The sequence below is a fragment of the Micrococcus sp. APC 4021 genome (assembly GCF_030407635.1).
In the GTDB taxonomy this organism is placed as follows: Bacteria; Actinomycetota; Actinomycetes; order Actinomycetales; family Micrococcaceae; genus Micrococcus; species Micrococcus luteus.
In genome coordinates this window covers 1-16,865 of the sequence record NZ_JASDCZ010000045.1, presented here as the reverse complement: position 1 = coordinate 16,865, position 16,865 = coordinate 1, and the positions used below count along the sequence as shown (strand labels likewise).

General features: G+C 73.3%; 18 protein-coding genes, 1 pseudogene and 1 riboswitch. Of the genes and pseudogenes, 8 read left to right on the top strand and 11 right to left on the bottom strand.

The genetic code is table 11. The features are described 5' to 3' along the window. The first annotated feature begins 24 nt into the window (after nt 1-24). Entirely contained in the window at nt 25-858 is an 834-nt protein-coding gene (locus QL983_RS05855) for a CPBP family intramembrane glutamic endopeptidase (protein ID WP_290151798.1), read from the top strand. 18 nt (nt 859-876) lie between these two features. Here QL983_RS05855 and QL983_RS05850 read toward each other — a convergent pair whose 3' ends face one another. Continuing rightward, nucleotides 877-1,512 carry a VOC family protein gene (locus QL983_RS05850; RefSeq protein WP_078025700.1) on the bottom strand — a complete coding sequence of 212 codons (636 nt, stop codon included), beginning with the start codon at nt 1,510-1,512 and terminating at the stop codon, nt 877-879. Nucleotides 1,513-1,689: 177 nt separating this feature from the next. Beyond that, nucleotides 1,690-1,805: riboswitch (SAM riboswitch) on the top strand. A 130-nt stretch (nt 1,806-1,935) separates the two neighbouring features. Between QL983_RS05850 and QL983_RS05845 the strand changes: the two genes are divergently transcribed. Both QL983_RS05845 and QL983_RS05840 read left to right on the top strand, forming a co-directional pair. After that, on the top strand, nt 1,936-3,303 hold the full coding sequence (locus QL983_RS05845; protein ID WP_044659694.1) for a PLP-dependent transferase: 1,368 nt from the start codon (nt 1,936-1,938) through the stop codon (nt 3,301-3,303). Then, the gene (locus tag QL983_RS05840) at nt 3,300-4,430 is read left to right on the top strand and encodes a homoserine O-acetyltransferase (protein WP_044659693.1); all 1,131 of its coding nucleotides are present in this window, start codon (nt 3,300-3,302) and stop codon (nt 4,428-4,430) included. The genes QL983_RS05845 and QL983_RS05840 overlap by 4 nt, the downstream gene beginning before the upstream one ends. 75 nt (nt 4,431-4,505) lie before the next feature. On the opposite strand, the gene QL983_RS05835 is transcribed toward QL983_RS05840, so the two are convergent. Further along, on the bottom strand, nt 4,506-5,399 hold the full coding sequence (locus tag QL983_RS05835) for an SGNH/GDSL hydrolase family protein (RefSeq protein WP_041103533.1): 894 nt from the start codon (nt 5,397-5,399) through the stop codon (nt 4,506-4,508). 79 nt (nt 5,400-5,478) lie between these two features. Between QL983_RS05835 and QL983_RS05830 the strand changes: the two genes are divergently transcribed. Then, nucleotides 5,479-6,171 (top strand): phospholipase, encoded by a 693-nt coding sequence (locus tag QL983_RS05830; protein ID WP_101967290.1) that lies wholly within the window; start codon nt 5,479-5,481, stop codon nt 6,169-6,171. A 52-nt stretch (nt 6,172-6,223) separates the two neighbouring features. Here QL983_RS05830 and QL983_RS05825 read toward each other — a convergent pair whose 3' ends face one another. Then, a complete protein-coding gene (locus QL983_RS05825) occupies nt 6,224-6,466 on the bottom strand; it encodes an RNA-binding S4 domain-containing protein (protein ID WP_101967289.1) in 243 nt (80 codons plus the stop codon). A 141-nt stretch (nt 6,467-6,607) separates the two neighbouring features. Between QL983_RS05825 and QL983_RS05820 the strand changes: the two genes are divergently transcribed. Genes QL983_RS05820 through QL983_RS05810 form a run of 3 tightly spaced genes read left to right on the top strand, consistent with a single transcriptional unit; the run spans nt 6,608 to nt 9,755 of the window. Further along, the gene (locus QL983_RS05820) at nt 6,608-7,990 is read left to right on the top strand and encodes a glycine--tRNA ligase (protein WP_122054119.1); all 1,383 of its coding nucleotides are present in this window, start codon (nt 6,608-6,610) and stop codon (nt 7,988-7,990) included. Beyond that, a complete protein-coding gene (locus QL983_RS05815) occupies nt 7,987-9,123 on the top strand; it encodes a GNAT family N-acetyltransferase (protein ID WP_122054121.1) in 1,137 nt (378 codons plus the stop codon). Before QL983_RS05820 ends, QL983_RS05815 begins: the two co-directional genes overlap by 4 nt. Next, nucleotides 9,120-9,755, top strand: coding sequence for a cation transporter (locus tag QL983_RS05810; protein ID WP_041103529.1), 636 nt, complete (start codon nt 9,120-9,122; stop codon nt 9,753-9,755). Before QL983_RS05815 ends, QL983_RS05810 begins: the two co-directional genes overlap by 4 nt. A 7-nt stretch (nt 9,756-9,762) precedes the next feature. On the opposite strand, the gene QL983_RS05805 is transcribed toward QL983_RS05810, so the two are convergent. Genes QL983_RS05805 through QL983_RS05790 form a run of 4 tightly spaced genes read right to left on the bottom strand, consistent with a single transcriptional unit; the run spans nt 9,763 to nt 12,279 of the window. Then, entirely contained in the window at nt 9,763-10,593 is an 831-nt protein-coding gene (locus tag QL983_RS05805; protein ID WP_290151780.1) for an MFS transporter, read from the bottom strand. Nucleotides 10,594-10,611: 18 nt separating this feature from the next. Continuing rightward, a complete protein-coding gene (locus QL983_RS05800) occupies nt 10,612-11,079 on the bottom strand; it encodes a hypothetical protein (RefSeq protein WP_223247516.1) in 468 nt (155 codons plus the stop codon). Then, nucleotides 11,076-11,852 (bottom strand): LLM class flavin-dependent oxidoreductase, encoded by a 777-nt coding sequence (locus tag QL983_RS05795; protein ID WP_101967288.1) that lies wholly within the window; start codon nt 11,850-11,852, stop codon nt 11,076-11,078. The genes QL983_RS05800 and QL983_RS05795 overlap by 4 nt, the downstream gene beginning before the upstream one ends. A 37-nt stretch (nt 11,853-11,889) precedes the next feature. Next, nucleotides 11,890-12,279 carry a heavy metal-responsive transcriptional regulator gene (locus QL983_RS05790; RefSeq protein ID WP_010079214.1) on the bottom strand — a complete coding sequence of 130 codons (390 nt, stop codon included), beginning with the start codon at nt 12,277-12,279 and terminating at the stop codon, nt 11,890-11,892. 107 nt (nt 12,280-12,386) lie between these two features. Between QL983_RS05790 and merA the strand changes: the two genes are divergently transcribed. Continuing rightward, the gene (merA, locus tag QL983_RS05785) at nt 12,387-13,811 is read left to right on the top strand and encodes a mercury(II) reductase (protein ID WP_010079213.1); all 1,425 of its coding nucleotides are present in this window, start codon (nt 12,387-12,389) and stop codon (nt 13,809-13,811) included. A gap of 369 nt (nt 13,812-14,180) precedes the next feature. Here the strand turns inward: merA and QL983_RS05780 are convergent, their stop codons facing one another. The 4 genes and pseudogenes from QL983_RS05780 to QL983_RS05765 form a co-directional block, all read right to left on the bottom strand. Further along, complete coding sequence (locus QL983_RS05780) at nt 14,181-14,720, bottom strand: hypothetical protein (protein WP_080555874.1); 540 nt, start codon at nt 14,718-14,720, stop codon at nt 14,181-14,183. Further along, nucleotides 14,671-15,957: a relaxase/mobilization nuclease domain-containing protein gene (locus QL983_RS05775; RefSeq protein ID WP_024034594.1), complete on the bottom strand. Its 1,287-nt coding sequence runs from the start codon at nt 15,955-15,957 to the stop codon at nt 14,671-14,673. Before QL983_RS05775 ends, QL983_RS05780 begins: the two co-directional genes overlap by 50 nt. Beyond that, nucleotides 15,954-16,544, bottom strand: a complete 591-nt coding sequence (locus QL983_RS05770) for a hypothetical protein (RefSeq protein WP_010079211.1) — start codon at nt 16,542-16,544, stop codon at nt 15,954-15,956. The genes QL983_RS05775 and QL983_RS05770 overlap by 4 nt, the downstream gene beginning before the upstream one ends. Then, a pseudogene (locus QL983_RS05765) lies at nt 16,541-16,865 on the bottom strand (hypothetical protein); the annotation flags it as partial. The pseudogene QL983_RS05765 and the gene QL983_RS05770, both read right to left, overlap by 4 nt.

Below are 16,865 nucleotides of genomic sequence, written 5' to 3'. Positions count from 1 at the left end.
CGATCTCCCACCGCACCGTGCGCGCTGCCCGCCCCGTCCGCGCGCACGGTGCGGTGGGAGATCGCGATCGTCCTCGGCCTCTCCCTGGGGAAGTCGGCGGTCTATGCGATCGTCCAGCTCATCGACAAGGCCACCCAGGCCCCGCTCGGCGAGCAGACCACCGTCCTCAACCCGGCCCTGGCCGACCGCTGGGCCTTCGACCTGACCTATCAGCTGCTCGGCATCGGGTTCGCGCTCGTGCCGGTGGCCCTCGTGCTGCACCTGATGCACCTGCGCGGCCGGAACCCGTTCCGGGTGCTCGGCCTCGACCTGCGCCGCCCCGGCCGCGACTTGGCCTGGGGCCTGGGCCTGTTCGCGGCCATCGGGCTGGGCACGCTCGGCGTCTACGCCGCCGGCCGGGCCCTGGGGATCACGACGGCGATCGTCGGCTCGGCGCTCGGGGAGAGCTGGTACCAGGTGCCGGTCCTGCTGCTCTCCGCGCTGCGGCACGGACTGCTGGAGGAGGTCATCGTGGGCGCCTGGCTCGTCGACCGCCTCGGGTATCTGCAGCGGCTGCGCGCCGCGGGCCTGGCACGCGATCCGGCGCCGGCCGTGCCGTCGTCGTGGGCGAGCGCCGAGGGGCTGTTCCTGCCGACCCGCGTGGCCGTCGTCGTGCTCGCCCTCGCGCTGCTGCGCGGGGCGTACCACCTGTACCAGGGGATCGGGCCGGGCGTGGGCAACGCCCTGATGGGTGTGGTGTTCGCGCTCGTGTTCCTGCGGGTGCGCCGGGTGATGCCGCTGGTCATCGCGCACACGCTGCTGGACGCCGTCGGGTTCGTCGGCTACCCGCTGCTGGCGCGGGCGGGGCTGCTCGGCTGAGCGGCCCCGCCCCCGCGCTCAGAGCGTGACCTCGCCCTTCGGGGTGCGGAAGGTGACCGAGACGATGCCCGGGGTGCCGGAGGGCGCGACGTACTCGATGTTCACGTCCTGGACCTGGCCGTCCTCGTCGTCGCCGAGCCACTCGGCGAGGCGCTCGGGGGAGCCGGCGATGTTCAGGCGCTCGATGGTGGCCTGCGGCTCGGCCGCCTGCGAGGGGTGCATGTCCTCCTGACCGTCGGCCCAGCGCAGGATGAACGGCAGCTGCGGGTCCGCGAGGGTTCCCTTGACGCCGATCTGCCGCCAGGACAGCTCCCGGCCGTCCGGGAAGCGACGGTTGCCGGGGACGGCCTCACGGCCGAGGCGGCGCTCGAACCGGCCGATGTCCGTGGTGGCCACCGCCCAGCTCATCCAGCCGCCGCCCTGCTCGGTGCGGGCGCGCACGAGCTGGCCGAACGGCGCGCTGAGGGAGGCCGGGTGGTCCAGGGCCTCGACGACCTCCAGATACTGCCTGCCCGCCATGGGGAACAGGGCGTTCTGCGTGCCGAAGCGGGGGTGGACACCGCCCTTGATCCGCTCGATGCCCAGCGTCTCGGCGATGCGGGCGACCGTGGCGTCCAGGCCCTCGGGGCCGGCGGCGTAGGACACGTGGTCCATGCGACAGGTGTGCACTGCGCTGTTCCTCTCCGTTCCCGGGCTGCCCCGGGGGTTGACCTGGTGCGAGTCGCGGGGCGTCGAGCCCTTGACGGGTCGGGCGCCCCGTGCGGAGAGCGTATCCGCGGGTGACACGCGTGACGAAATCGTGGCGGGGCGGCGGGCTACACTCGGAGGCACGGTCACGAGAGTCAGCAACAGGCCCCGGCATGCTGACCGGCAACCCTCCTTCCGCGGTGGGGTGCCCCGGGTGACGACCAGGCCGGCCCCACAACGGACGCCGGCAAGCGCGGGCCGATCCCACGGCCCCTCTCGACGGCGCCGGGTCATCTCCGGCACCTCGACGACGCCGGTTCCCGGATCGGCACGTCGGCCGGCGGGCGGGGCGGCCGGGTCCGGCCCCTGAACCCCTCAGGAGGGTCCGCCATGACCGACCAGACCACCCCGACCCCCGACGCCTGGGGCTTCTCCACCGCGCAGGTCCACGCAGGCGTCGCCGTCGGCCAGCACGCCTTCGGTGCGACCGCCCTGCCGATCTTCCAGACCACCTCGTACGACTTCCCGTCCGCCCAGGTGGCCGCGGACCGGTTCGCGCTCAAGGACCTCGACCCGCTCTACACCCGCATCGGCAACCCGACGCAGGGCCCGGTGGAGGAGAAGATCGCCGCGCTCGAGGGCGGTGTGGGCGCGCTGCTGCTGGCCTCCGGTCAGGCGGCGACGACGTTCGCGATCCTCAACCTCGCCGGCGCCGGCGACCACGTGGTCGCCTCGGCCAGCCTCTACGGCGGCACGCAGAACCTGTTCAAGCACACCCTCGCCAAGGTCGGCGTCGAGACGACGTTCGTGACCGACCCGGACGACCTCGAGTCCTGGCGCGCCGCCGTCCGGCCGAACACCACGGCGTTCTTCGGCGAGACCCTCGGCAACCCGCGCGGGGACGTCCTGGACGTGCGCGCCGTCGCCGACGCCGCCCACGAGGCCGGCGTGCCGCTGATCGTGGACAACACGCTGGCCACCCCGTACCTGCTGCGGCCCATCGAGCACGGCGCCGACGTCGTCACCCACTCCGCCACGAAGTACCTCGGCGGGCACGCCGCGGCCATCGCGGGCGTGATCGTCGACGCCGGCACGTTCGACTACGCGCAGCACGCCGAGCGGTACCCCGGCTTCAACGAGCCGGACGAGTCCTACCACGGCCTCGTCTACGCGCGGGACCTCGGGGTGGGCTCGCCGCTCGGCGCCAACCTGGCCTTCATCCTCAAGGCGCGCGTGCAGCTGCTGCGCGACTACGGCTCGGCCATCTCCCCGTTCAACGCGTTCCTGGTGAACCTCGGCCTGGAGACCCTGTCCCTGCGCATGGAGCGGCAGGTGGCCAACGCGGCCGCGGTGGCGCGCTGGCTGGAGGGTCGCGACGACGCCGAGCACGTGGTCTACGCCGGCCTGGAGTCCAGCCCGTGGCACGAGCGGGCCCAGCGCTACCTGCCGAAGGGCGCGGGCGCGTTCGTCTCCTTCGAGATCGCGGGCGGCCGCGAGGCCGGGGCCGCGTTCGTGGACGGGCTCACCCTGCACCACCACGTGGCCAACATCGGCGACGTCCGCTCGCTCGTGGTGCACCCGGCCTCCACCACCCACTCCCAGCTCACCGACGACGAGCAGCGCGCCGCCGGCGTCACCCCCGGCCTGGTGCGGCTCTCGCTCGGCGTGGAGGACATCGAGGACATCCTCGCCGACCTCGAACGCGGCTTCGCGGCCGCCGCCCGCCGCGGCGACGACGACGCGGGGGAGCGGGCATGACCGCCGTCGCCACGCGTCCGTCGCGCACCGCGCTGCCCCGCGGCGGCCGCCACCGCCTGCGGGTCGGCGAGCTGCACACCGAGACCGGCGGGCTGCTGCCCGACGTCGAGCTGACCTACGAGACCTGGGGCACCCTCGCCGCCGACGGCTCCAACGCCGTGCTCGTGCTGCACGCCCTCACCGGCGACGCGCACGTGGCCGCGCACGAGGAGGACCCGACGCCGGGCTGGTGGGACGCCCTCGTCGGCCCGGGCCGCGCCGTGGACACGGACCGGTGGTTCGTGGTCGCCCCCGCCATGATCGGCGGCTGCCACGGCTCCACCGGGCCCTCGACGCCCGCGCCCGACGGGCGGCCCTGGGGCTCCCGGTTCCCGTTCCTCACGCTGCGGGACGCGGTCGAGGCCGAGCGGCGCCTGGCCGACCACCTCGGGATCGGCGCCTGGCGTGCCGTGATCGGCGGATCGATGGGCGGGGCTCGCGCCCTCGAGTGGGCCGCGACCCACCCCGCGCGCGTCGCCGGGGTGGGCGTGCTGGCCGCCACCGCGGCCTCCTCCGCCGACCAGATCGCGTGGGGGCAGGCGCAGACCGCGGCCATCCGCCTCGACCCGGACTTCCAGGGCGGCGACTACTACCCCGGCCCCGGCCCCGTGGCCGGCCTGGGCATCGCCCGGCGCATCGCCCACACCACCTACCGCACGGCGGGCGAGCTCGGCCAGCGGTTCGGCCGGGAACCGCAGGGCGTCGAGGACCCGTTCGGCGCCGTCGTCGGGGTGCCGGGCGGGCGCGGGCGCTACGCCGTGGAGTCCTACCTGGACCACCAGGCGGCCAAGCTCACCGACCGGTTCGACGCGAACTCCTACCTCGTGGTCACCGAGGCCCTCATGGGCCACGACGTCGGGCGGGGGCGCGGCGGCGTGGCGGCGGCGCTCGCGGACTACCGGGGCCGGGCGTTCGTGGCCGCCGTCGACTCGGACCGGCTCTACCTGCCGGCCGAGTCCGAGGCGCTCGCGGCGGCGCTGCCCGCGCGGCCGCCGGTGCACACGATCGCCTCGCCCATCGGCCACGACGGCTTCCTCACCGAATACGGCCAGGTGGCCGACACGCTCAAGCGCACCCTCGCCCTCTGAGCTTTCGTTCGGGAAACGGCGGCGTGTCGCGGCACTGTCGTTCGGGAAACGGCCACCGGTCCCCGCCGGCCGGGCTCAGGGCTCGACGATGTCCAGCGGCTCGGTGTGGTCCGAGCCCTGCGGCATCGGCGCGCCGAAGAGCGGCTCGGGGACGGGGCGCTTGGCCGTGACGCCGTCGCCGGAGGAGACGCCGCGGAGGCGGCGGACCACCCACGGCGCCAGGTGCGTGCGCACCCATGCGGCGTCCGACGCGCGGGCCGCGCGCCACGTGCGCGGCGCCGGCGGGGAGAGGCGCAGGTGCTCGAGGCCGTGCTCCACGCCGAGGGTGTCCAGCACCATCGCGGCGATCGTGTGGTGGCCGAGCGCAGAGAAGTGCAGGCGGTCCTCGGCCCACATCTCCCGCCGGGCGAGGTCCTTGAGCGACCACATGTCCGGCACCAGCGCGTCGTGCCGCAGCGCGATGGTGCGCACGTTCTCGTTGTAGATCGCCACGGTGCCGCGGATGCGGCCGATGACGGGCGTGCCCTTCACGTCGGTCGCGTTGAACAGCAGCACGGTGGCGCCGTCGGAGGCCAGGCGTTCGACGACGGCGTCCAACCGGACCGCGATCTCGTCCGGGTCCGCGCCGCGCAGGATGTCGTTGCCGCCCGCACACACGCTGATGAGGTCCGGCCGCAGGGCGAGCGCCGGCTCCACCTGGTCCTCGGCGATCTGGTCCAGCAGCTTCCCGCGGACCGCCAGGTTGGCGTAGGCCAGGTCCTCACCGGGCGGCGTCAGGCGGGAGAGCTCCTCCGCCAGGCGGTCGGCCCAGCCGCGGTGGTAGCCGGGGCGGTCCGGGTCCGGGTCGCCGATGCCCTCGGAGAACGAGTCCCCGATGGCGACGTAGCGGCGCCACGGATGGGCGGCGGGGTCGTCGACCGGGGTCGCGTCGGAGGCGTGCGGAGGCTGGGAGGAGGATGGGTTGCCCACGGGTAGGATTCTGCCCGCGTCGCGCGGGAGGGGTCAACCGCCGGGTGGGGTGACCGCGCCGCTCGCTAGGCTGGCGGGCGTGAACGCGAACCCCACCCCCGCCGTCGAGCCCGTCGTCCGCTGGTCCCGCCCCGAGGGCGAGCGCACCGAGGACCTGCTGATCGTCCTGCACGGCTACGGCGCGAACGAGGACGACCTGTTCGGCCTCGTCCCGCACCTGCCCGAGCACTTCACGGTGGCCGCCGTGCGCGCGCCCCTGCCCCTGCAGCCGGGCTCCCACGCCTGGTTCCCGCTCTCCCAGGACCCCGTCACGGGCGAGCTGGGCTCCACCGCCGAGCCGGTCCGCGAGGCCGTCGAGGCCCTGCACGCCTGGGTGCAGGCCGTGCGCGGGGACTTCCGCACCGTCTCCCTGCTGGGCTTTTCGCAGGGCATGGCGATGGCCACGTCGCTGCTGCGCCTGGACCCGGAGGCCTACGCGTGCACCGTGGCGCTGTCCGGCTTCGTGGTGGACCCGGAGCTCACCGAGCCGCGGCTGCGCGAGCTGTTCACCCGCGACGACGACGTCGCCCGCGTCCGACCGAAGGTCTTCTGGGGCCGCGGCCAGGAGGACCCGATCATCTCCGAGCCCCGGGTCGAGGAGACCCACGCCTGGCTGAACGCCCACGTGGACCTCATGAAGATCGTCTACGCCGGGCTCGGCCACGCGATCAACGAGCAGGAGCTGGGCCACGTGAAGGAGTACCTCGCCCACATGGTGCCGCCCCGCGGCTGACGCACCGGACACGCTCGACGACGGCGCCGCGGCCGCCCGACGGGGCGTCGGCTCAGGCCTGCCCGGCCTGGACGACGAACGCCTCGCCGTTGAACTCGACGACGTCCCCGTCGTGCAGCTGGGCGCCGCGGCGCGTCTCCACCGCGCCGTTGACGGTGACGAGCCCGTCGGTGACGACGTCGCGGGCCATGGCCCCGTCCTCCACGAGGGAGGCGAGCTTGAGCGCCTGGCCGAGGCGGATGGACTCGTCACGGATGGGCAGGGGCTGGGCGTCGGGTGCGTTCGTCTCGGTCATGGTGTCCATCATGGCCGGTAGGCTGGACGGGATCGACCGGCGCGCCGCGCCGGAACGGGCCCGCCGCGTCGAAGGCGGCCGGGTGCCGTCGTCGTCGTGATCCCCTCCCGCCCCGCCGATGAGTACGGAAGTGATGCCCCCATGGCTGCCAAGTCCCCGCTGGACAACGTCATCAACCTCGCCAAGCGCCGAGGCTTCGTGTTCCAGGCCGGTGAGATCTACGGCGGTTCGCGCTCCGCGTGGGACTACGGGCCCCTGGGTGTGGAGCTGAAGGAGAACATCAAGGCGGAATGGTGGAAGACCTTCGTGCGCTCCCGCGAGGACATGGTGGGCCTGGACTCCTCCATCATCCTGCCGCGCGCGGTGTGGGAGGCCTCCGGCCACGTCGAGACCTTCACCGACCCGCTCGTGGAGTGCACCCAGTGCCACAGGCGCCACCGCCAGGACCACCTGCTCGAGGCGTTCGAGGCCAAGAAGGGCCGGCCGGCCGAGGGCATGGCCGAGATCGTGTGCCCGGACTGCGGCACCCAGGGCGCCTGGACCGAGCCGCAGCTGTTCTCGGGCCTGGTCAAGACCTACCTCGGCCCCGTGGACAACGAGGAGGGCCTGCACTACATGCGCCCGGAGACGGCGCAGGGCATCTTCGTGAACTTCCTCAACGTGCTGGGCGCGGCCCGGAAGAAGCCGCCGTTCGGCATCGGCCAGATCGGCAAGGCGTTCCGCAACGAGATCACCCCGGGCAACTTCATCTTCCGCACCCGCGAGTTCGAGCAGATGGAGATCGAGTACTTCGTGCCGCCGGCCGAGGCGAAACAGCACTTCGACCGCTGGGTCGAGGACTGCTGGGACTGGTTCATCGACCTCGGCATCGACCCCGCGCACCTGCGGAAGTTCGACGTCCCCGCGGAGGACCGTGCGCACTATTCGGACGGCACCATCGACCTCGAGTACGACTTCGGCTTCACCGGCGGCGACGGCTGGGGCGAGCTGATGGGCATCGCGAACCGCACCGACTACGACCTGGGCCAGCACACGACGCACTCCGGCACGAAGATGCAGTACTTCGACCAGGCCAACAACGAGCACTACACCCCGTACGTGATCGAGCCGTCCTTCGGCCTGACCCGCGCCATGATGGCGTTCCTCGTGGACGCCTACGCCGAGGACGAGGCCCCGAACGCCAAGGGCGGCGTGGACGTGCGCACCGTGCTCAAGCTGGACCCGCGCCTGGCCCCGGTCAAGGCCGCCGTGCTCCCGCTGTCGAAGAAGCCCGAGCTGCAGCCGGCCACCCAGTCCCTCGCGGCGGAGCTGCGCGGCCTGTGGAACATCGAGACGGACGACTCCGGCGCGATCGGCCGTCGCTACCGCCGCCAGGACGAGATCGGCACCCCGTTCTGCATCACCGTCGACTTCGACACCCTCGAGGACCAGGCCGTGACCATCCGCGAGCGGGACACCATGGCCCAGGAGCGCGTGGCGCTGTCCCAGGTGAAGTCCTACCTGCTGGAGCGCCTGGTCAAGTGAGCGGGGACGTGACGGGAGCGGCCGGGGCCGCGGGACACGACGACGGCGGCGCGCTGTTCGACTCCGCCGCGGTCGCCGGCGGGGAGATCGTGCTGCGTCCCTGGCGGCCCGGGGACGACCTGGCCCTGCTCGAGGTGTGGGGTGACCCGGCCAACGCGCAGCAGCACCAGGACCGGGCGATGCTCGCCGAGGACGCGGAACGGCCCTGGCGCCGCGCGCTCGTGGCCGAGGCCGCCGGCGTGCCGGTGGCGGCCGGCGTCGTCTATGCCTCGTCCGTGCACCCGCGGCGGCTGTGGCTGTACGTCGAGACCGCGGCCGCCGAGCGGCGCCGGGGCATCGGCCGGGCGCTCGTGGCGGCCCTGCGGGGGCTCGCCGCGGAGGCGCACGCCGCCGGCGCCATCCCGACGACCGCGCTGAAGGCCCGATTCGCCAAGGACGCCCTGGTGCCCGGCGTGAGCGGTGCCGACCCGCAGACCGACGCCGAGGGCCCGGCCGGCCAGCCGCCCGTGGACACGGAGGCCGTGCGGTCCCAGACCGCCGCACTGGCCGCCGGCACCGAGGCGTTCCTCGTGGCCGAGGGCTTCACCCCCGTGCAGCGCTCCCGCCGCGTCGCGATCGCCCCGGGGGCCATCGGCCTGCCGGACGTGCGCGGGGAGGAGCACCCGGACGGCGTGGTCCTCGAGGAGGCCTCGACCGGCTCCGTCGAGCTGACGCAGGCGGTCACCGCGTTCTATGACGCCGTGCACGCCTGGGACCCGTCGACCCTGAGCGTCGGGGCCGCCCAGCAGCTGCTGCTGGGCCCGGCCACCGGGGCCGCGGGCGCCGTCGTGCTCCGCGACGCGCCGAAGGCCGAGGGCGGGCGCATCCGCGCGTTCGCGGTGTCCTACACCCCGGAGCGCCAGGACGCGCCGGCCGATGTGCTCGTGGGCTGGGATCCGGAGCTGGGGGAGGAGGACGCGCTGCAGGCCGTGGCCGACCTGCTCGCCCTGCTCGTGGCCCAGTACCCCGTGCAGATCGAGGTGGACGAGGCGATGGCCCCGCTGGAGCGGATCGTGGACGGGCTCATCGGCGGCAACGCGGCGCGGACGCTGGTGGACACGTACGTGTTCGTGGACGACGCGCCGGGCGCGTGAACCGGGCGGCCGTAGCGGACCGCCGGCGCACCCGCACCCTGCGGGGCACCGTCCTGGCGGTGGCCCTGCTCAACGGCGCCTACCTGGTGGTCGAGATCATCCTGGCGGTGGGGATCGGCTCGGTGGCCCTCGTGGCGGACTCCGTCGACTTCTTCGAGGACTTCGCCGTCAACCTGCTGATCTTCGTGGCGCTCGGGTGGACGGCGGCCCGGCAGGCGGTCATCGGCAAGGTCATGGCCGGGATCATCGTGCTGCCGGCCGTGGCGGCGCTCGTCATGGCGGCCACGAAGATCGGCGACCCCGAGCCGCCGGCCGCGGGCGTGCTGCTGGGGGCGGCCGTCGGCTCGCTCCTCGTGAACATCGTGTGCGTGGTCCTGCTGGCCCGCGTCCGCGTCGACGGCGGCTCCCTCACCCGGGCGGCCTGGCTCGCGGCGCGCAACGACCTCGTGGCCGGCGTCGTGCTGATCGCCCTGTCCGGGATCACGGTGCTGACGGCGTCGGGCTGGGCGGACATCATCGTGGGCGTGCTTCTCGTGCTGCTCAACGGCTCCGCCGCCAAGGAGATCTGGGAGGCCGCGACCGAGGAGCACCTGGCGGCCCAGGCCCTCGCCGGCGAGGTCGACGACGACTGAGCGGTTCCTACGGGGCGGCGGGCAGCCGGGCGGCGAGCACCGCCCCGACGGCGGCCAGGCCCAGGAACACCGTCAGCGCCGGTGCAAGACCGACGGCGCCGGCCAGCGCCCCGACCGCCGGGCTGAGCCCAACCCCGGCCAGCCGCATGCACCAGCTCGTCACCGCCAGCCCGGTCTGCGGCCGGAGCCCGGGCGCCTCGTCGCCGAGCGCATAGGCCACGGGCACCACCACGGCGCAGCCGAGCCCCGCCAGGGCCAGCCCCGCGAACGCGGCAGGCACGACCACCGGCTCGGGCAGCGGCGCCAGGGCCAGCCCCAGCCCCACGACGACGGCGCCCAGCCCCGCCGTCAGCGCCCCGCGGCGTCCCAGGGCGGCGAGGGTGCGGTCGCCCGCGAGGCGTCCGACGAACTGCGCGCCCAGCAGCGTCGACGCGCCGAGCACCGCCGCGGCCGGATCCAGGCCGCGCTCCGTGATCAGGAACAGGGTGGCCCACGCGTTGCCGAACTCCTCCACGCCGAACCCGGCCATCGCGATCACCACGGCGGGGACGAGCACGGCCACGGCGGCGCGGCGGGGGAGGGCTTGGGCGGCCGGGGCAGGCGGCGTGGACGTCTCCGACGGTGCGGGTGACTGATCCGCGGCGCCGCGGGCGGACGCCGAGTCCACGGGAGCCTCCGCCAGGAACAGGCGCCGGACCCCCAGCAGCACCGCGACGCACACGGCGCCGTTGAGCCCCAGGTGCAGGGCCGCGGGGCCGCCCACGGTGATGACCGCCGAACCGAGCCCGGCACCGGCGGCCGCTCCGAGGCTCCAGCCGGCGTGCATGGTCGTGAGCACGGGCCGGGCCAGCCGGGTCTACACCTGCAGGCCCTGCGCGTTCTGGGCGGTGTCCACGACGGCGTCGAGCACGCCCGAGGCCACGACGAGGCCCGCGAAGACCCACAGCGGCCAGGCCGCGGCCGTGCCCGCACCGTGCCCGGCCCCCGCGCCCGCCCCGGCGATGTCGAGGACGAGACCGGCCGCCGTCGTGAGCAGGGCGATGGCCACGCTGCCGGCGAGCATGACGCGGCGGGCGCCGAACCGGCGCAGGATCGGGGCGGGCAGGGGCCCGGCGAGCGTGCCGCCCACGGCGAGCGCGATGACGAGCAGGCCGAACGCGGCCGGGTCCAGGCCGAACGCGGCCTTGGCCTCCGGGTAGTGCGGGATGAGCGCGCCGAGCAGGGCGCCGTTCGTCGCGAAGGCGGCGGTGACGGCCCAGCGCGCGCGACGGGCTCGGGCGACGCCGTCGTCGGCGGTCGGGAGGTGCGGCGGGGCCTCGCTCATGCATCCCAGCCGAGCAGGCGCCAGACCTCCGCCCAGCCGGCGAAGATCTTCGCGTTGTACTCGACCCCGAGCTGGTTGGGGTTGGCGAACAGGACCCAGTCGGCGGCGGCGACGGCGTCGTCGGCGGCGAGCTTCTCCGCGACCTCCTCGGCGGACCCGGCATAGGTCGGGCCGGAGCGGGCGGCGCCGCCCTCGAGCATGCCGGAGGAGTCGCGCGAAGCCCGCTCCCGGCCGAAGTACAGCTCGTCCTCCCGGTCCTGGATGACGAACGCGGAGCGCGTGACCGCCGTGCGGCCCGGGCCCGTGTGGCCGGCCGCGGCGAAGGCCTCCCGGTAGCGGGCGATCTGGTCGGCCTGCTGCACGTGGAAGGGTCGGCCGTCGTCCTGCAGGAGCAGGGTGGAGGAGAGCATGTTGTAGCCATCCCGCCCCGCCTCGACCGCCGACGGCGTGGACCCCGACCCCCACCAGATGCGGTCCGCGAGCCCGGGGGAGTGCGGCCCGATCCGCAGCGGCTGCGAGCTGTGCGCCCAGCCGGAGGTGAGGTCCGGCGTTGCGATGCCCTCGCCGCGCACGGCCGAGAGGAACCGGCGTCCGCGCTCTCGGGTCACGTCGGCCCAGGTCTGCCCCTCGTCGAGGGCGTAGCCGAACTGCGCCTGGCCGTCGAGGGCGGCCTCGGGTGAGCCGCGGGAGACGCCGAGCTCGAGCCGGCCGCCGGAGATGAGGTCCGTGGTGGCCGCGGCCTCGGCCATGTACAGGGGGTTCTCATAGCGCATGTCGGGCTTGTGGCGTTGGTGCGACCGGCTCTGCCGTTTACAGGTACCGGCAGACCTGGTCCGCGCTGCACGAGTCGGGGTCGGGCTGCGCGGCGTCGCGTCTGAGCTCGGTGATGGTGTCGCGCAGCGCGGCGAGCTGGGCGATCTGCTGCTCGATCTCGGCGAGGCGTGCGTCGAGGAGGTCGCGCACGTGCTCGCAGGGAGCAGCGCCGTCGTCGCGGATGTCGAGGATCTGGCGGATCTGGGCGAGGGTGAGGCCCGCGGCCTGGCCGCGGTGGACGAAGTCGATCCGGGCGGCCGTCTCGGGCGCGTAGTCGCGGTATCCGGACGGCGTGCGCTCGGCCGGCGGCAGCAGGCCCTGCTCCTCGTAGAACCGCAGCGTCTTCGCCGTCGTTCCCGCCCGCTCGGCGAGTTCCCCGATGCGCATCGCAGGCCCCCTCTTCTTTCGGCAGAAGTCCTCTTGACCTTCCCCTGCACTGGAAGGTCCAGTATGGCTGAGACAGACCGGAAGACCAAGTGTTGACAGGAGCTGCGATGCCCACGAAGTACGACCTCGCCATCATCGGATCGGGCGGTGGTGCGTTCGCCGCCGCGATCCGCGCGACCACGCTCGGCAAGTCGGTGGTGATGATCGAGCGCGGGACGCTGGGCGGCACCTGCGTGAACACCGGCTGCGTGCCGTCGAAGGCCCTGATCGCCGCGGCCGACGCACGGCACTCCGCGGCCGACGCCGCCGACCGGTTCCCGGGGATCGCGACGACGGCGGGGCCGGTGGACATGCCCGCCCTGATCGCCGGGAAGCAGGCGCTGGTCGAGTCGCTGCGGGGCGAGAAGTACGCCGACGTCGCCGACTCCTACGGGTGGGCCGTCCGCCGCGGCGACGCCGCGTTCGCCGGCACCCCCGACGCTCCGGTCCTCCAGGTCGCCGGGGACGACGGCAGCACCGAGACGATCGAGGCCGGGCACTTCCTGGTGGCGACCGGCTCTCGGCCGTGGGCCCCGCCGATCGACGGCCTGGACGAGACCGGGTACCTGACCTCGACCACGGCGATGGAGCTGACCGAACTCCCTGAGTCCCTGCTCGTGCTCGGCGGCGGCTACGTCGCCCTGGAGCAGGCGCAGCTGTTCGCCCGGCTCGGCTCCCAGGTCACCGTGCTGGTCCGGTCCCGGCTCGCGTCGAAGGAGGAGCCGGAGGTGTCCAGGACGCTGGAGGAGGTGTTCGCCGACGAGGGCATCCGGGTGGTCCGCCGCGCGCTGCCGACGCGGGTGTCCCGCGACGCCGCGACCGGGCAGGCCGTCGTCACCGCGGACGTCGCCGGGGGGCGGGAGGAGTTCCGCGCCGACCAGGTGCTCGTCGCCCTCGGACGACGACCGGTCACCGACGGGCTCGGCCTCGACAGGGTCGGGGTCGAGACCGGGGACCTCGGCGAGGTGGTCGTCTCCGACCGGATGCAGTCCTCCCACCCGCGGATCTGGGCCGCGGGCGACGTGACCGGCCACCCCGAGTTCGTCTACGTCGCCGCCCACCACGGCACCCTCGTCGCCGAGAACGCGTTCGCCGACGCCGACCGGGCCGTGGACTACGCCCGACTGCCGAGGGTGACGTTCACCGGCCCGGCGATCGGCGCGGTCGGGATGACCGAGAAGGACGTCGTCGCCGCCGGGATCCGCTGCGACTGCCGCGTCCTGCCGCTGCACCACGTGCCCCGCGCACTGGTCAACCGCGACACCCGCGGCTTCGTCAAGATCGTCGTGGACGCCGACACCGGGAAGATTCTCGGCATCACCGCCGTCGCCAAGGACGCCGGCGAGCTCGCCGCCGCCGGGGTCCACGTGCTCGGCAAGACGGTCGCCGAGGTCGCCGACGCCTGGGCCCCCTACCTGACCATGGCCGAGGGCATCCGGATCGCCGCCAAGGCCTTCACCACCGATCCGTCGCTCCTGTCGTGCTGCGCGTGAACGCGCACGCAGACAATCGGGGGGAACGCTCAGCTGGGAGAGGAACAGACGATGAGCGGCGATAAGGACCACGACTCGCATCGCGCGGGCGTGCTTGTCGGTGCTGGGACGGGCTTGCTCCTGTTGGCATGCTGCGCGCTTCCGCTGCTGATCTGCTGCGGCCTGCCTCTCCTCGCCGCGGGCGGAGCCCTCGCAGGTATCGGAGGTTTCCTCGGCAACCCTTGGCTCATCGGTGCCGGGATCGCAGTCGGGGTGGCCGTCACAGCGGCGATCGTCCTCCGGCGACTGCGGCGGCACCGACGTCGCTCGACCGGCTGCTGCGGCAATCGTTCGACTACTGACCGGGGTCAGTAGTTCGAGTGGCTCCAGTCATCGTCGCCAGTTCGGCCACGTCGGCATCCCGCGACCCTTCCAGGTCTCCACGAGGCCAGCAACCCAGCGGACGGACGCGAAGACCCCGTAGCCGGCCGCCGCGAGGCCCGCGGCGATCACGAGCCAGCGCCCGATCCCGAGCCACACGCTACCGTCCACGTCCAGCGCCCACTGAGCGCCTGTGATGAGCCCAGCGATGCCCATCCAGAGCCCGGCGACGACCACCACCACCGGCAGGAGTGCGAGGCACATCGCGGCGGCGGCCGACCAGAGCTGACGGGCCTCCAGCTTCGCCGTGGCAGCGATGATCCGCTCGGCGCGCTCGTTCGATGCGTCGAGGTTTGCCGCGATCGTGGCAGACGCCTCCCCGGCGACCTGTTCGACGGCCTTCACGACTCGCTCCTCGGTGCGCTTTTCGATCCGCTGCACCGCGCCGCCGACCTGGCTGACGAGCTTCTGGTTCGCCGCGGCCTGCGCCTTGAGCCCCTCAATCGCCGATGCCGTAGCCGCGTGATTCCTCTGCGCCTCCGCGACCAAGCTCTGCGACGCGGCGTTCAAGCTCTCGCCGTTGAGACTCTGCGCGAACTCGCCGAGCGTGCTCGCGATCTCGTTCAGCCTGCTCTCGATACTCGCGATCCTCGCGGACGCGTCGCTGGAGGGCGAGGAGGTCGACGCCGAGGCCGTGATCCGCTCCAGCCGCCTCGTCGTCTCCTCGTCCATGACCTTCACGAACCCTGCGAGCTTCTTCTGCTGCTCGGCCAGCCGGTCGAGCCTCGCGTTCTGCGCCTCGACGGCGGCGAGGATCGAGGTCAACGCCTCCATCGTCTCCGGACTGTCGAGCTGCTGCTGCGATCCGCTCTGCGCGTTCTGCTGCTTCAGCCTGTCGAGCGCTGCGCTCATGTTCCTGCTCCTCCTGCTGCTGGTGATAGTCGAAGAACGCCTGCGCGCCCTCCGGGGTGAAGTCCGCCGAGAGTGCGCTCGCGCGCTTGCGGCGCTCGGCGCGTCCGGACTCGCCGCGGCGGTCCTCGATGTAGAGCGTCCAGGTCTCCTGCCCGGCGCGCTTGCCCTTCTTGCTGACGGGGCTGTGCAACCGCATCCGCGGCACCCGCTCCCCGTCATCGCCGAGCTGCTGGTTCTGCTCCTCGATCACCGCTTCGAGACCGGCCTTGTCCACCGCACGGGGATCAGCCAGGGCGGCGCTCATCCGGTCGCCCATCTCGCGGTCGAGCCCGCCCTCGGCGAAGTCCTCGCGGCGCAGCTCCCAGTCCTTCGGCGCGTGCTCCAGACGCTTCACGACCGAGAGACCGTGCTCGCGCATGAGCTCGTCGTTCGCTGACTGAACGCCCCGCTGGTTCCCGGCCTTGCGGTCGTGGAACGTGCGATAGTCCGAGAGCGCCTTCCCCGTCCGATTGCTGTGGTTGATGACCAAGATGTGGTTGTGCGGCTTCTTCCCGCGTCCGTCCACATGGCTCACCACGAGGCAGTCCGCGTTGGGGTGCATCTTCTTCGCGAGCTGGTAACCCAGATCGTTCACCCGCTGCACGTCCTCAGGATTCTTTGGGTCGAACTCGTCGTCGCTGAACGACTGCCTGTAGTGCAGCGCCTCGACGTCACGCTTCGTGTTCTGGGTGAGCGCGCGGGCGCGCGCCGAGAACGCGCCGGGGCCTCCCGGCACGTCGCCCGTGATCGCGACGCCGCGCTCGTCCTCCTTGCCCCGGATGTAGCGCTCGGTGTCGGCGGCGTTGGCGCTCGGACTGTAATGCGTCGTGCTCATGAGGCCGCCCGATCCCCGAGCAGCGCGCGGACCTCGTGCAGCAGCTCGATCAGCTCGGGCACCTCCGCCGACAGCGCCACCGGCTCACCCGCGCGAGCACGGCGGTCCAGGTCGTTGACGTTGATCGCGAGCGGGCGCACCTGGGCGGCCAGCTCCCGAGCATCAGCAGACGCCTGCACGCGCTCCTCGACCCCGAGCAGCTGCGCGGCCACGGCGGCATCCAGCTCCTCGCTCCGAGAGGCGTGCAGGGCATCGCGCACGACGGTCCGCACCCACGTGCTCGGAGCCAGCCCGAGCCGCTTCGCACGAGTGCGAAGCGCCGCGAGCGTGGCGTCATCGAAGCGGGTGTCGAGCCTCCCGCCGCCCCCACGACGACGCTTCGCGCCGCCGTGACTCTGGCGCACAGCCTCCGCATCAGCCCGACCGGTGTTCACCTGGGAGTCGGTCTGCTGCTCCACCTGTACGCCAGAGTGGCAAGCAGTAGCCGTGTCGGACGTTTCGCTGGCGCTCATGTCCTCCCCGGCTGCTTGCGAGGGGCCTCCGGCCCCCTCGACCCCCTGGAAGAGCGCATCGCGTTCGGTGCTCATGCGGCACCTCCGATCAGCGCCAGCGGCACGTCAGGGCTCCGCACCGCGAGCCCACCCAGCAGCTCAGCAACCGCGCCCTCCGCATCATGTTCGGCCGAGGTCTCCGGGCCGTAGGTCAGTTCCCGCGACCCGACGTTCTGGTGGTACGCGTTGCCGTACATACCGGGCGTGTGCGCGGCGGTCGGAACGCTGCACTGGTGCCACTCGTAGGGCTCGATCTTCCCGATGTGCTGCACGAGGTAACGGTCAAGTCCCTGGAAGTGGTGTAACCGTCTTCGAGGTTGTAGGGGGCTTGTACCTGTCAGGTCTGCAGGGTCGGCA